Source organism: Paractinoplanes hotanensis, from assembly GCF_023717965.1.
In the GTDB taxonomy this organism is placed as follows: domain Bacteria; phylum Actinomycetota; class Actinomycetes; order Mycobacteriales; family Micromonosporaceae; genus Actinoplanes; species Actinoplanes polyasparticus.
In genome coordinates, this window is record NZ_JAMQOL010000031.1 from 41,737 (window position 1) to 55,263 (window position 13,527).

The window sequence follows — 13,527 nt, forward strand, 5'->3', positions numbered from 1 at the left end:
GGAAAGTGAGATTCACCGTCTTGAGCGACGCCACCGTTCTTCAGCAGGAGATCGCGGTCGAGCAGCAGCACGTCGACCTGGTCTACGCGCGCCTCGCCGAACTTCGCCGCGACGCCTCCCGCGCCGAGAGAGAGGGCTACCAGCTGGCCGGGGTCGGCACCTTCGGCGCGCTGGTCGAGCGGGACGCGATGGTCTACCACGCCGCCCGCCGCCGGCACGCCCTCGACACCGAGCACGAGGGCCTGGTCTTCGGCCGCCTCGACCTGAACACGGGCGCGACCCATTACGTCGGCCGGATGGGCATCCGCGACGACAGCTCGCAGCCCCTGGTCGTCGACTGGCGCGCCCCGGCCGCCGCCGCCTTCTACCGCGCCACCCCGGCAGATCCCCTCGGTGTCGTCCGGCGCCGGATGATCCAGTCGAGCCGCGAGCGGGTCACCGGCATCGAGGACGACCTGCTCGATCCCGAGGCGGCGCCGGCCGACATGCGGATCGTCGGCGACGGCGCGCTGCTGGCCAGCCTGTCCAAGGCCACCGGCCGCGGGATGCGCGACATCGTCGCGACCATCCAGCGCGAGCAGGACGACGCGATCCGCTCCCCCGCGGGCGGCATCACGATCGTGACCGGCGGCCCGGGCACCGGCAAGACGGCCGTCGCCCTGCACCGCGCGGCCTACCTGCTCTATTCCGACCGCAACCGGTTCGCCGGCGGCGGCATCCTGGTGGTCGGCCCGTCGGGCGTGTTCGTCCACTACATCGCGACCGTGCTGCCCTCGCTGGGTGAGGACACGGCGACCCTGCGCTCGCTGGGTTCCCTGGTGCCCGGCTACGACGCCGTCCGGGTCGACCCGAGCGACGTCGCCGCGATCAAGGGCTCACTGCGCATGCGCCGGGTGCTGGAGCGCGCCTCGCACGACGCGGTGCCCGACGGGCCCGTCGAGCTGCGCCTGCTCTACCGGGGTGCCCTGCTGCGGCTGAACCGGGCCGACCTCGACCGCATCCGTCGTTCGGCCCTTCCCCGCGGCGCCCGGCGCAACGAGGTGCGCGGCACCGGCTTCGACCGGGTCTTCGACGCCTTGTGGACCCAGGCCCGCCAGCAGAAGGTCAGCGGCCTGCCCGAGAAGCGCGAGTTCGAGGCGGAGCTGGCCGACCGCACCGACTTCCGCGACTTCCTCAAGGCCTGGTGGCCGCAGTTCACGCCGCTGCGAGTGCTGCGCTGGCTGGTCGACCCGGCACGGCTCCGGGCGTACGCGAACGGTTTGCTCTCCAAGGACGAGATCGCGCGCCTGCAGGGATCGTTCGACGCGCTCGCGGCCGAGGGCCCGACCATCGCCGACGTGGCCCTGCTGGACGAGCTGGACGAGCTGATGGGCCGCCCCCGCAAGCCCCAGCGCAAGTCGAAGAACCCGTTCCACGTCCGCGACGGCATCCAGGAGCTGAGCACGGCCAACGAGCGGCAGGCCGCGACCCGCGCCCAGCAGGTGCAGCGCGACGAGGACTACCGGGACTACGCGCACGTGGTGGTCGACGAGTCGCAGGACGTCTCGCCGATGCAGTGGCGGATGATCGGGCGCCGCGGCTCGTTCGCGTCGTGGACGATCGTCGGCGACCCGGCCCAGACCGCGTGGGCGGGCGACCCGGACGAGCTCGACCGGGCCCGCGACCGGGCGCTGGGTTCACGCAAGCGCAACGACTACGCGCTGACCACCAATTACCGGAACTCGTCGGAGATCTTCGCGGTGGCCGCCTCGGTGATCCGCCGGATCATGCCCGACCTGCCCCTGCCGAGCGCCGTCCGCAGCACCGGCGTCGACCCGGTCGACCTGGTGACCGACGCGACGCGACTGCCCGACCGGGTGCGCGAGGTGACCGAGAAGCAACTCGCCGACGTCGACGGGACGATCGGCGTGATCACCCCGGTGCTCCGCCGCGACGAGATGGCGGGGTGGGTCGCCGGCCTGCCGGAACGGGTCCAGGTGGTCACGGCGCTGGAGGCCAAGGGCATGGAGTACGACGCGGTGGTGCTGGTCGAGCCGGGCTCCCTCACGCGGGATCCGGCCGGCATGCGCACCCTCTACGTCGCTCTGTCCCGGGCCACCCAGCGCCTGACCACCGTCGGCACCGATGAAACCTGGCGCGGGTGAGAACTACGGAATGGGCACGGCCACGGCGTTGTACGTCGTGGTCGGCTCGGCGGGCGTGGTGAACCGGGCGTTCGGCAGATAGAACTTCCGGCCGTACTCCGCGATGGTGGTCGGCACGTCGAAGGTCGCGCTGCCGGTGCGGGAGACGACCTCGCCCGTACGGGCCTTGCGGTCCAGCGCGACCTCGGCGATCACGTTGAGCCGGTTCTGCACGACGTAGAGCGTTCGGCCGCGCAACCACAGGCCGTCGCCGTTGACGACCGTCTCGGCGCCGTTGAGCTTGATCTCCTGGCTGCGGCCGTCGTAGCCGACCCGGAAGAGCTTGCCCAGGTTGGACTGCACGATGATCAGGCCGCGGCCGTCCGGCGTACGGGAGATGCCGTTGGCGTTGTTGCCGGTGGTGTATTGGATGTCGCCGGTCAGCGGAACGGCCACCGGCTGCGACTTGAGGCTCAGGGGCACCTTCCAGAGCACCGGGTTGGCCGAGTCGGTGAACCAGGCGGCGTCGCGGGTGAGCACGACGTCGTTGATGAACCAGGTCGTGGTGCCGGGACCCTTCAACGTGTACGACTTCAGGATCCTGCCACTGCGCAGGTCGACCACGCGGGCGGTGCCGGCGCTGCCCCCGGCCACGAAGAGCCGGTGGTCGTCGATCTTGAGGCCGAGCGACGGGTTGCCGGCGCCGGGGCCCGCACTGAAGACCGCGCCCTTGCCCGTGCGCAGGCTGACCCGGTAGATGTCGCCGTCGACCCGGGAGCCGAAGTACGCGTACGGCTTGTCCCCGATGGCGATGCCCTCGGGCTGGAACCCGTCCGGCAGCGCCAGCGAGCTGGGCCACCTTTGGGAGGAATGCGCTGCGGCCGGCGCCGCGCCGGCCACCACGGCGAGCACCGTGGAGATGACAATCGCGAGGGTACGTCTGGACACGGATATCCCTTTCCAGGCGGAACTTGGCTGTCATCACCTTCCTACCCCGGTTTCGGCGTTCGGGTTCACCCCGCCGGGCGACCCGCCCACCAACCAGGAGCCCGAGGGAGCTCTTGCATATATAGCGATGTCCGCATACATTAGCGCGGTTGACGAACGGCGACGGAAGGTTGACTCATGGGGGCCGGGCACGATCACGGAGGCCAGGCGCTGCGCGCGGGGGCGAAACACCGCAAGCGGCTCTGGTGGGCTGCCGGCCTGCTCGCCGGCTTCATGGGCGTAGAGGCGGTGGCCGCGCTCCTGACCGGCTCGCTGGCCCTGCTCTCCGACGCCGGGCACATGTTCACCGACGTGCTGGGCATCGCGATGGCCCTGGCCGCCATCACCGCGGCCGGCCGCGCCGCCACCGACTCCCATCGCACGTTCGGCCTCTACCGCCTCGAGGTGCTGGCCGCGCTGGCCAACGCCGCGCTGCTGACCGCGGTGGCCGGCTTCGTCGTGGTGCAGGCGCTGCGCCGGTTGACCGACCCGCCCGAGGTGCCGGCGGGCGCGATGCTGGTCGTCGCCGTCGGCGGCCTGGTCGTCAACCTGATCGCCTTCGGGCTGCTGCGCAGCGGCGCCCAGGAGAGCATCAACGTCCGGGGCGCCTACCTCGAGGTGGTCGGCGACCTGCTCGGCTCCGCCGGCGTCATCGTGGCGGCCGCCGTCATCGGGCTCACCGGGTGGGCGTACGCGGACCCGATCGTCGCCGTGATCGTCGCGCTCATGATCCTGCCGCGCACCTTCGCGCTCGGCCGCTCGGCGGTCCGCATCCTCGTGCAGGCCGCTCCCGAGCATCTCGATATCACCCTGGTGCGGGCCCGGCTGGCCGAGGTGCCGGGCGTCTGCGACGTGCACGACCTGCACGTGTGGACGCTGACCTCGGGCATGGACGTGGCCTCGGCCCACCTCAGCCTCGAGCCCGAGGCGGAACTGGGCGACGTGCTCACCACCGCCCGCGAGGCGCTGCACGAGGACTTCCACATCGACCACGCCACGCTTCAGGTGGAGCCGATGGCCGCGGCCGGAAGATGTTCCCCCGCGGGGTGGTGAAGGTATGGCGATCATCACACCTCAGGGCGCACGATGATCACACCGGTCACCGCGTGTGCCGACTTCCGTCCGGCCCCGGGCAAGCTCTCTACGCTTGGTGACCATGTCATCACGGGAGGACACCAGCATGGCCACCGTCATCCACCAGCCGCGTGTCGCGTTCGACGCCGCCCGCGCGTTCGTGCTCGCCGCGGGCAGCCCACACTCCGAGGCCTTCGCCGCGCGGGTGCTCAGCCGGTTGGGCAGCGAGATGTACGGCCACTTCGCCGACACCCGTCAGCGGCTGCTGACCGCGCTGGTCGAGACCGGCGGCGACCGGCACATGGCCGACGTCGAGGCCGGCAAGTGGCGGGTACGCCTGGAGGACCTGTTGCGCGTGCGGCCCGAGCTGACCGGCCCGGTGCTCGAGCTGACGAACGACGGTTTCGAGCTCTGACGGCTTTTGCGGTAATCCGCACCTAAACGGAAGCCCTGCGGCAAGAATGCCTTTATGGGCGACGCTCGGGTGATGGTTTTCGCGCCGGCACCGCAACTCACGGTGACCATCGAACAGCAACACAACCAGCCGGAACTCCACGTTCATCCGGGCGGTCAAGGCATCTGGCAGGCCCGCATGGTCACCTCGCTCGGCGCCGATGTGACCCTCTGCACCGCGGTCGGCGGCGAGGTGGGCCGCGTACTCAGGCCGCTGCTCGACTTCAAGGGCGTCCAGCTGCGCACAGTGCCGCGCGAGAGCGGCAGCGGGTGGTACGTGCACGACCGCCGCAACGGCGCCCGCGTGGAGCTCGCCGAGCAGCCGGGCGCGCCCTTCACCCGCCATGAGCTGGACGAGCTCTACAACCTGGCGCTGGCCGAGGGACTCCGGGCCGGCAACGCCATCCTGAGCGGCCCGGCGCACCCCTCGGTGATCCGGCCCGAGGTCTACGGGCGGCTCGCCCACGACCTGCGCGCCCACGGCTGCCGGGTGATCGCCGACCTGTCCGGCGACCACCTCAAGGCGGTGCTGGAGGCCGGGCTCGACGTGGTCAAGGTCAGCCACGAGGAGCTGCTACGGGATGGCGTGATCAAGGACGACTCCGAGAAGACGCTGACCGAGGCGCTGATCAACCTGCACGAGAACGGCGCCGAGATGGCCCTGCTGTCCCGGGCCGACGCGGGCGCGCTCGCCCTCTTCGACGAACAGATCTACCGGGTCGGCATCCCGAAGCTGACCATCGCCGACCACCGTGGCGCCGGCGACTCGATGACCGCCGGGATCGCGGCGGTGCTGGCCAAGGGGGGCGAGATGACGCAGGCGGTGCGAACCGGGGCGGCCGCCGGCGCGCTCAACGTCACCCGGCACGGGCTCGGCACCGGGCACCTGGACGCCGTTCAGGTGCTCACCGAACGGGTCAAGCTCACCCCGATCAAGAAGGCGCGATGACAAGAATCCTGGTCACCAACGACGACGGCATCGACGCGCCGGGGCTGCGCTGGCTGGCGCGAGCGGCGGCCCGCGACGGCCACGACGTCGTGGTCGCCGCGCCGGTCACCGAGGCCAGCGGCAGTAGCGCCGCGATGACCGCCGTCGAGGAACACGGCAAGATCATTCTGCACAAGCGAGAACTGCCCCACGCCAAGCACATTCCGGCGTACGCGGTGGCCGCCTCCCCGGCCTACATCGTGCTGCTGGCCCTGCGGGAGGCGTTCGGCGAGCCGCCGGAGATGATCCTCTCGGGCATCAACCGGGGCGCCAACGCGGGGGCCGCGGTCGTGCACTCCGGCACCGTGGGCGCCACCCTGACCGGCTCGTACGCCGGCCTGCACGGGCTGGCCGTCTCGCTCGACGTGCTGTCGCCCCGGGTCTCCACGTCCCGCAGCGGGGGCGCGGCGCTGGCCGCGCTAGACCACGAGGAGGACGAGAAGCGGCACTGGGGCAGCGCGGCTGAGCTGGCCGTCCGCCTCCTGCCGACGCTGACCCATACGCCGGCCGGCACGATCTTCAACCTGAACGTGCCCGACCTGCACCTGGACGGGATCCGGGGGCTGCGCCGGGCGTCGCTCGCCCAGTTCGGGCAGGTGCAGGTGAGCATCGCCGAGGCCGGCGAGGGCTTCGTGCGCACGGCCGTTCAGGCCGCCGACGACACCCTGCAACCGGACACCGATCTGGCCGCCCTGGCCGAGCACTTCGCGGTGGTGACGCCGATCCGCCCGCCGCACGAGATGACCGAGGTCAAGATCAACCTCGAGGCCATCCCGCTGCACGCGTCGGCGCTGCAGTAGAACCGGCACGCATCTGCGCCCCGCTGGAGCGGCAGGCGTTGGCGGTACGGCGTGGGGCCGGAGGGCAAAATGAAGGCGGCCGGGTCGAATGACCCGGCCGCCTTCGTTGATCAGGTCAGGCGCCCGAAACCGCCGGCTGGGCCGCCCCGGCCTCACCGAAGGGCTGCGGATTGCCGAACAGGCCGAGCAGCCCGGTCACCCAGAGCTGACGATGCGCGAAGCGGCTGGGCCGCGTCACGACGAGTTTTACCTCACTGACCTGGGCGAGCTGGAACGCGGCAACGAGCGCGCTGATGCCCACCGAGTCGATGAAGGTCACGTTCTGCAGATTGAGCTCGATGCGTACGAGTTTTCCGGCCCCCAGCTGCGTCGCCACAGCCTCGCGGATCTCGTATGCGTTCTCGACGTCGATCTCGCCGCTGGGCGAGACCTCCACCACGTCGTCGGCAAGCGTCGACGTCATTATCGACAGCGTCACGCCAATTCCCTCCACCCGCCCGGGACTTCCGAGCGTCTTTCCTCGCACGCGAGGGACAACCTGAGCGAGCCGTTCTCGCCCAGTCACCCCCACGCCCGGGGGCAGTCGGACTACCCCCGGAAGGTTCGGTGAAACTGACCAAAAGGTTAGGACCCGAACCTGTCAGACACCTGAGTGCCTCGTGTGAACCGGGTCAAGAGTACCGGTGGGTGGCAACTTGTTTCCGAAACGTGATGGCGTCCACACCGGACACGTTTGCTGAACGCGGCACGAGGGCAGGGTTAAGGGTGAGCGAGCCGGGAGGTAAGAGAAATGTTCTCCACCAAGAGCAAAACGGAACGAACCGCCACGCAGGCTTGGGAGTACCTGACGGCTGCCATGGCAGCAGCAACGGACACCGCCAAGGACACGAGCGACAAAGCCGCCAAACTGGCCGGCAAGGCCAGTGGTCAGAGTCACAAGCTGGCCGGCCGGAGTCAGCAGCTCGCGGGCAAGGCGGGCGGCAAGGCTGACGTGGCGTGGGCCCGGGCCAACGCCGCCGCGGCCGCCCTGGCCGGGCGGAAGCCCTCGCGGCCATGGGGCCTGATCGCCGGAGTCGGGCTGCTCGGCGTCGCCGTCGGCTGGGCCGTGGCCACCTCGGCCCGGGCCGCCCTGGAGCAGCAGGCCGAGGCCGAGGAGCGTGAGCTGGCCGAGACCGCGGTCGTGGTCACGCCCACGTACGACAACTGACTCGACACGTCCCGGGCGGCGCCTTCGTGCCGCCCGGGACGTGTCGTACCCCACTTCTAGGCTCTGGGGCATGGCAGCAGAGTTCTTCGATACCCCGTCCGAGCTGCGCGCGTGGTTCGAGCAACATCACGAGACCGCGCCCGAGCTGTTCGTGGGCTACTGGAAGAAGGGGTCGGGCCGCACCGGGATCACCCACCCCCAGGCCATCGAGCAGGCGCTCTGCTTCGGCTGGATCGACAGCGTCGGCCGCACCATCGACGACCGGCGCTACCAGGTGCGCTTCACCCCGCGGCGCAAGGGCAGCGTGTGGAGCGCGATCAACGTCGCCAAGATCGCGGAGCTGACCGAGGCCGGGCTGATGCATCCGGCCGGCCGGCGGGCCTTCGAGCAACGCAAGCCCGACCGGGTCGCCGTGTACTCGTACGAGCAACCCGCCGACGCCGTCCTCGACGACTCGCAAACCGCCCGATTCCTGGCAGATGATGCGGCCTGGCAGTGGTTTTCGGCCCAGTCCCCGTCCTATCGGCGGGCGGCTGTGCACTGGGTGGTCAGCGCGAAGCGGGCCGATACCCGCGAGCGCCGCCTGGCCCAGCTCATCGCCGATTCGGCCGCCGGCCGCAAGGTGCCCCCTCTGACCCCCCGCTGAGCTTGCGGGCCAGTTACAGTTTCGCCGTCGCTCCGCTGTGGTTCGCCACCCGATTAGATAAGGTCCGTTGGTGCTTGCTGCCGGACACCTGCTGGGCAACCGTTACCGGTTGGACGAGCGCATCGCCACAGGCGGGATGGGTGACGTCTGGCGCGGCACCGATGTCGTGCTGGGCCGGGTCATCGCCGTCAAGGTGCTGCGCTCCAACATGATGGCCGACCCCGAGTTCGCCGCCCGTTTCTACGGCGAGGCCCGCATGATGGCGGCCTTCCGTCATCCCGGCGTCGTCGAGGTCTACGACTACGCGAGCGCCGGCGAGTCCGGCGGCGACGACGGCATGGCCTACCTGGTCATGGCCTATGTCGAGGGCGAGCCGCTCTCGACCCGGGTCAAGCAGGGCCCCATGCCCGTCCCCGAGGTCATGTCGATCGTGGGGCAGGCGGCCGACGCGCTGCACGCCGCCCACCTGGCCGGCACCGTCCACCGCGACGTCAAGCCGGGCAACCTCATCGTCAAGCCCAACGGCACGGTCGTGCTGGTCGACTTCGGCGTGGCCCGCTCGGCCGCGGTGACCAGCGTGACGGCGGTCAACGCGATCGTCGGCACCGCGCTCTACATGGCCCCCGAACAGGTGGCCAAGGGCAACGTCAGCGCGGCCACCGACATCTACGCGCTGGGCGCGGTGGCCTACCACTGCATCGCCGGCCACCCGCCGTTCGACGGCGACAACGCGCTCCAGGTGGCGCTGCGCCATCTCGAGGACGAGCCCGAGCCGCTGCCCGAGCACGTTCCGCTCGAGGTGCGCCAGCTGATCGAGCGGGCCATGGCCAAGCAGCCGGGCGACCGCTTCCAATCGGGTGAGGAGTTCGCCGAGGCCGCCTTCGCCGCGGCCGGGCCGCTGGACTGGAAGAGGATGACCGGCACCACCATGGTTGCCCCGCTCAGCCCGGCTGCGCCCACCCGGGCCGTGCCGATGCCCCGCGACCTGCCGCCCAAGGTGCCGCCGACCGCGCTGGCGTCGCTCACCTCGACGTCGCTGGGCGCCAAGCGCCCGCCCCGCAGCCAGACCGCGCTGCTGGTCGCCGTGATCGCCCTGCTCGTGCTGGCGGGCGGGCTGGCCTTCGCGATCGCCCTGAGCGGCGATGACGACAAGGCCCCGGTCAACAACTCCGTGCCCCCGGGCGTCTCGGCCGACCCGACCACCGGCCCCAGCTCCGAGGTCTCCGCGGAACCGAGCGAGACGCCGACGAGCCAATCGACCAGGCGCGGCAACGTTCCCAACCGCACCCGCACGCCGAGCCCGACGAACACCTCGGCGTCGTCGTCCGCGCCCGCCACCACACCGCCCGCCACCACACCGCCGGCGACGACACCGGCAACCACGCCGCCGACCACCCCTCCGACCACACCGCCGACCACTCCCCCGGTCACCACCACGCCACCGGTCGAGCCGCCCGTCGAGGGCGTCAACCCGTAGGGCCCGTCTCCCCGGACCACGCGTCACATGTGGCCGCTTCGCTTTGATGTGGCCGAGCGCGGTCACCAGCGGCTGCCCTGCCGCGGGAGGGAGGCGAGGTCCGGATGGTGGCTGACGGCGGCCGTCGGGCGCCGGGTGGAGGGCTACGCCGGGGACAGGCTGCGCGGGGAGCAGGGTGCGGCCGCTTTCGCACCGGGTCTTCGCGGTCAGCGGCCGGGGCCAGGTCAGCGTCTCGTGGACGCGGTGCCCGGCAACGCCGCGGCCCGCGTCATCGGGGAGACGGGCCATTCCGGTTGACCCTCACACAGTGTCAGGCCCGAGAGTGAGGGGACCATGTTCAGTATCGGAGAGTTCGCGGGCCTCGGCCGGGTGTCGGTGCGCATGCTGCGCCACTACGACGCCATCGGGCTGTTGCGTCCCGCCCAGGTCGATCCGCACAGCGGATACCGGTCCTACACGGCTGCTCAGCTGCGTCTGCTCAACCGCGTGACCGCCCTCAAGGGTCTCGGCTTCAGCCTGCAGCAGGTGCAGACGCTGATCGACGAGAAGGTCGACACGCAGGAGCTGCGCGGCATGCTGCGCCTCCGGCGGGCCGAGCTGGCGGCGCGGATGGTGCAGGACACGGCCCGTCTGGCCCAGGTCGACGCGCGCCTCCGGATGATCGAGAGTGAGGGGCACATGGACACGGGAGATGTCGTCCTCAAGAGCGTTCCGGCCACCCGGGTGGCCATGCTTTCCGCCACCGCGACCAGTTACGACGACCCGACGTCGATCACCGAGAACCTCAGCCCGCTCTATCCGCGGCTGATGGAGCTCATGGAGAAGCACGGCGTGCCGATGACCGGTGCGCCGATCGCCTACTACACCGAGGCGCCGACCGGGCCGGGCGACGAGACGATCGGCGTGCACGCCGCGTTCCCGATCGGCGACGCCGCGGTTCCGGCCGACGCCGGGTTCGACGCGGTCGTGGTGCCGCCGGTCGAGCAGGCCGCCACCGCGGTGCACCACGGTTCGATGTCCGAGGCTTTCCGCACCGGTCAGAAGCTTGCCAACTGGATCGACGACAACGGCTACCGCGCGGTCGGCCCCGGGTTCGCGGTCGAGGTCTACCTCGACTGCCCGCCCGGCGACTTCGACAAGTGGATCACCGAGATGCAGGTGCCGGTGCGGGTCGCAACCGGGAACTAAATCCCGTTTCGGAAGGGGGGTCGAGTCGCGGTGCGGTCCAGGCGTCGTCTGGCCGCTGGGCCTCGTCGCGGCCGGCGCCCATTCCGAAACAGGAGCTAACCTCAGGTCGGGGTGTGGGCGGCCGATGGGGCGGGACGGCACGGAAAATGCAACCGGGCCGCTACCGAAAGGCCGCGACCATGACAGCCCCGATCCCGTACGCGCAATACCCGACCAACCCGCCCTGGGTGACGCCGGAGCCGGACCCGGCGCCGGCCGCGGCGACGGGTCCGCACACGGACCACGGCCGGCTGCTCGTGCGCTTCCCGGAAGAGATGGCGCGGGCAGCCCGGCCGCAGGCGCCGTCGTGGGCCCCGGTGGTGTTCTGGACGTTGCTGCTCGGCGTGCCCGGGGTGGTTTCGGCGGTCCGCCGCGGCGCGGAGGCGCACCGCGGCGGTAACGAGCGCTACCCGTACTGGATAGCCTTCGGCACCGTGCTCACCGCCGCCGTCGTGGCGTTCCTGACACTCCGGACGACGTGAGACGACCGCCGGCCACCGACGCGGTAACGGGAGCGCCAGTCACGGACACGGTGACGCGACCGACGGTCACGGTGACGCCCGGCGCCGGTCACCGACTACGGTGACGGAGCGGTGGTCGCCGACCGGGTGACGCGGTGGTCAGAACACGACGGGCACGCCGTCCCGGACGAGCTGCCAGTTCTTGACGAAGAAGTCGGCCGGGTCGATGGCGCCCTTGGCCTGCGCCCACTCGATCAGTAGCTGCCGGATCTCCTGCTGGGCGTTGTAGACCTGCGTCTTCACGATCCCGGGGAAGTTGCCGCCCCCGGAGCGGCGGTAGTTGTTGACGGCCACGACGAAGCGCGCCGCCGGGTCGACGTCGGCGCCGGCGATCCGCAGGCGGGTGATGCGGGAGCCGACCGGCTTACTGATGTCGATGTCGTAGTCGACGCCGGAGAGAACGTCGTAGTTGTAGTCGGGCACTGCGGGGTCGCTGATCGTGGCCGGGTCGGCGGGAGCACCGGGCGCGAGCGTGACGAAGTACTTCGCCGAGTATTCGAGGTACGCCTTCACCTCGGCGCCGGTCAGCACGACGGCCTCGAGCGTGTTGTCGTAGATGTAGAGGCCGGCCACGTCCTTGATCTTGACGTCGCCCTGCGGGAAGACCGCGGTGCGGCTGAACGGGGCGGCGATCGACAGTACCGGCAGGCTCGCGTGCTCGGTCCCGGCCAGCGCCGCGGTGACCGTGTCGGTCTGCACCTTGTTGATGTAGTCGAGGATCGGGGTGTCCTCGTAGCGGGAGGACGTCGCGGAGAGTTCCTCGGTCGAGGTGGCCACGACCTGGTTCACGTACGCCACGGTCTTGTTGTGCTGGGCCCGCACCGCCGCCAGGACGTGCGGGTCGGGCTCGACCGTGTTGGTGTTCAGGGTGGCCGACGACTTGGTGGTGACCGCCCAGCGGCCGTTGCGGCGCACCAGGTCGAAGTCCATCTTCGTGAGGCGCTGACCCCACTTGGACGGTTCGGAGAGCAGCACCTGCCTACCCGTGCGCGCGTTGGTCACGAACCGCTGCGCCACCTCGGCGTGCGCGTGCCCGAAGAGGATGGCGTCGATGCCCGGCACCTGCTCGGCGATGAGCGCCGACGGGTTCTCGTTGGGCAGTTCGGGCCCGTACGACGAGGTGCCGCTGTCGCCGCCGTGTGCCGAGATCAGCACGATGTCAGCACCACGGGCGCGCATGATCGGCACCCACTTGGCCGCGGTCGCCACCAGGTCGAGGAACTCGAGCTTGCCCTCGACGTTGGCCCGGTCCCAGATCGCCACGCCGGGGTTGGTGAGCCCGAGGATGCCGACCCGCAGGGTGGGCGCGTGCCGCCCCGGCGAGACCTTCTTGATGACGTACGGGGTGAACGCCGGCCGGCCCGTCCGCGCGTTCACCGCGTTGGCCGCCAGCGCCGGGAAGCCGAGCTGGCGGATCCACAGGTCGAGCAGCGGCAGCCCGTAGTTGAGTCTCCTACCCACATAGTTCGGGCCCGGACGCGGTGCTACCAACACCGGCCGAGCCCTTGATCGCTTCTGAGGAGCGACCCATGAGCACCGTACCGACCCCGACCAACAACGGCGACCGGATCAACGACAGCATCGTCCTGGCCGCCATCGCTGCACTCGCCGTGTTCGCACCGACCAGCCGGGAGCAGGTCGCCGACATGCTCCTGTTCTGGGTGCGCCGCGCCGAGATGACCGCGGCCGACCTGGCCGAGATCCAGCGGCGGATGTTCCCCAATTCCAACTGCCCGGACTGGTGCATCCTCACGCACGACCAGGAAGACGACGAGCGCGACGGCCTGGCCCTGCACATGGGCGCCGACCACACCGACGCCACCGTCCGCCGGCTGCTCGATGCTCACCACCTCGAGCTCCAGGTGGCCCGGACGGACAACCTCGACGAGGGCACTCTCGGCAGGCCGAACCTCTACGTCCGCATGGAGGTCGAGCTGACGACGTGGGAGCAGGCGGCCGAGCTGGCCCGCACGATCCTCGACGGCTTCGGCTACCTGGCCGGAGCCGACAAGCCCTAAGGAGAC

General features: G+C 70.7%; 14 protein-coding genes. 11 read left to right on the forward strand and 3 right to left on the reverse strand.

Features of this window, described 5'->3' with window-relative positions:
- Positions 1 to 20: 20 nt before the first annotated feature.
- Positions 21 to 2,144 carry a HelD family protein gene (locus LXN57_RS22650; protein WP_251800175.1) on the forward strand — a complete coding sequence of 708 codons (2,124 nt, stop codon included), beginning with the start codon at positions 21 to 23 and terminating at the stop codon, positions 2,142 to 2,144.
- Positions 2,145 to 2,147: 3 nt separating this feature from the next.
- On the opposite strand, the gene LXN57_RS22655 is transcribed toward LXN57_RS22650, so the two are convergent.
- A complete protein-coding gene (locus LXN57_RS22655) occupies positions 2,148 to 3,071 on the reverse strand; it encodes an SMP-30/gluconolactonase/LRE family protein (RefSeq protein ID WP_251800176.1) in 924 nt (307 codons plus the stop codon).
- Between the two features lie 177 nt (positions 3,072 to 3,248).
- Between LXN57_RS22655 and LXN57_RS22660 the strand changes: the two genes are divergently transcribed.
- The 4 genes from LXN57_RS22660 to surE all read left to right on the forward strand — a co-directional run bounded on the left by LXN57_RS22660 (position 3,249) and on the right by surE (position 6,425).
- The gene (locus tag LXN57_RS22660) at positions 3,249 to 4,163 is read left to right on the forward strand and encodes a cation diffusion facilitator family transporter (protein ID WP_251800177.1); all 915 of its coding nucleotides are present in this window, start codon (positions 3,249 to 3,251) and stop codon (positions 4,161 to 4,163) included.
- 103 nt (positions 4,164 to 4,266) lie between these two features.
- Positions 4,267 to 4,599, forward strand: a complete 333-nt coding sequence (locus LXN57_RS22665; RefSeq protein WP_251800178.1) for a hypothetical protein — start codon at positions 4,267 to 4,269, stop codon at positions 4,597 to 4,599.
- A 54-nt stretch (positions 4,600 to 4,653) separates the two neighbouring features.
- The gene (locus LXN57_RS22670) at positions 4,654 to 5,586 is read left to right on the forward strand and encodes a 1-phosphofructokinase family hexose kinase (RefSeq protein WP_251800179.1); all 933 of its coding nucleotides are present in this window, start codon (positions 4,654 to 4,656) and stop codon (positions 5,584 to 5,586) included.
- Complete coding sequence (gene surE / locus LXN57_RS22675; protein WP_251800180.1) at positions 5,583 to 6,425, forward strand: 5'/3'-nucleotidase SurE; 843 nt, start codon at positions 5,583 to 5,585, stop codon at positions 6,423 to 6,425. The genes LXN57_RS22670 and surE overlap by 4 nt, the downstream gene beginning before the upstream one ends.
- Before the next feature lie 115 nt (positions 6,426 to 6,540).
- Here the strand turns inward: surE and LXN57_RS22680 are convergent, their stop codons facing one another.
- Entirely contained in the window at positions 6,541 to 6,903 is a 363-nt protein-coding gene (locus tag LXN57_RS22680; protein WP_221376381.1) for an STAS domain-containing protein, read from the reverse strand.
- A 312-nt stretch (positions 6,904 to 7,215) separates the two neighbouring features.
- Here LXN57_RS22680 and LXN57_RS22685 point away from each other — a divergent pair, with 312 nt between their 5' ends.
- The 5 genes from LXN57_RS22685 to LXN57_RS22705 all read left to right on the forward strand — a co-directional run bounded on the left by LXN57_RS22685 (position 7,216) and on the right by LXN57_RS22705 (position 11,464).
- Positions 7,216 to 7,632 carry a hypothetical protein gene (locus LXN57_RS22685; RefSeq protein WP_251800181.1) on the forward strand — a complete coding sequence of 139 codons (417 nt, stop codon included), beginning with the start codon at positions 7,216 to 7,218 and terminating at the stop codon, positions 7,630 to 7,632.
- Positions 7,633 to 7,702: 70 nt separating this feature from the next.
- Positions 7,703 to 8,278, forward strand: coding sequence for a YdeI/OmpD-associated family protein (locus LXN57_RS22690; RefSeq protein ID WP_251800182.1), 576 nt, complete (start codon positions 7,703 to 7,705; stop codon positions 8,276 to 8,278).
- Between the two features lie 70 nt (positions 8,279 to 8,348).
- Positions 8,349 to 9,755, forward strand: coding sequence for a serine/threonine-protein kinase (locus LXN57_RS22695; protein WP_251800183.1), 1,407 nt, complete (start codon positions 8,349 to 8,351; stop codon positions 9,753 to 9,755).
- A 333-nt stretch (positions 9,756 to 10,088) separates the two neighbouring features.
- Positions 10,089 to 10,943 (forward strand): MerR family transcriptional regulator, encoded by an 855-nt coding sequence (locus LXN57_RS22700; RefSeq protein ID WP_251800184.1) that lies wholly within the window; start codon positions 10,089 to 10,091, stop codon positions 10,941 to 10,943.
- Between the two features lie 179 nt (positions 10,944 to 11,122).
- Entirely contained in the window at positions 11,123 to 11,464 is a 342-nt protein-coding gene (locus LXN57_RS22705) for a hypothetical protein (protein ID WP_251800185.1), read from the forward strand.
- Between the two features lie 138 nt (positions 11,465 to 11,602).
- On the opposite strand, the gene LXN57_RS22710 is transcribed toward LXN57_RS22705, so the two are convergent.
- Complete coding sequence (locus LXN57_RS22710) at positions 11,603 to 12,997, reverse strand: bifunctional metallophosphatase/5'-nucleotidase (protein WP_251800186.1); 1,395 nt, start codon at positions 12,995 to 12,997, stop codon at positions 11,603 to 11,605.
- Between the two features lie 35 nt (positions 12,998 to 13,032).
- Here LXN57_RS22710 and LXN57_RS22715 point away from each other — a divergent pair, with 35 nt between their 5' ends.
- Complete coding sequence (locus LXN57_RS22715; RefSeq protein ID WP_251800187.1) at positions 13,033 to 13,521, forward strand: DUF6907 domain-containing protein; 489 nt, start codon at positions 13,033 to 13,035, stop codon at positions 13,519 to 13,521.
- The last annotated feature ends 6 nt before the right edge of the window (positions 13,522 to 13,527 follow it).

Coding starts and splice junctions, on each gene's coding strand:
- LXN57_RS22660 (WP_251800177.1), top strand. CDS start 3,249: ATGGGGGCCGGGCACGATCACGGAGGCCAGGCGCTGCGCGCGGGGGCG.
- LXN57_RS22665 (WP_251800178.1), top strand. CDS start 4,267: ATGTCATCACGGGAGGACACCAGCATGGCCACCGTCATCCACCAGCCG.
- LXN57_RS22670 (WP_251800179.1), top strand. CDS start 4,654: ATGGGCGACGCTCGGGTGATGGTTTTCGCGCCGGCACCGCAACTCACG.
- surE (WP_251800180.1), top strand. CDS start 5,583: ATGACAAGAATCCTGGTCACCAACGACGACGGCATCGACGCGCCGGGG.
- LXN57_RS22685 (WP_251800181.1), top strand. CDS start 7,216: ATGTTCTCCACCAAGAGCAAAACGGAACGAACCGCCACGCAGGCTTGG.
- LXN57_RS22690 (WP_251800182.1), top strand. CDS start 7,703: ATGGCAGCAGAGTTCTTCGATACCCCGTCCGAGCTGCGCGCGTGGTTC.
- LXN57_RS22700 (WP_251800184.1), top strand. CDS start 10,089: ATGTTCAGTATCGGAGAGTTCGCGGGCCTCGGCCGGGTGTCGGTGCGC.
- LXN57_RS22705 (WP_251800185.1), top strand. CDS start 11,123: ATGACAGCCCCGATCCCGTACGCGCAATACCCGACCAACCCGCCCTGG.
- LXN57_RS22715 (WP_251800187.1), top strand. CDS start 13,033: ATGAGCACCGTACCGACCCCGACCAACAACGGCGACCGGATCAACGAC.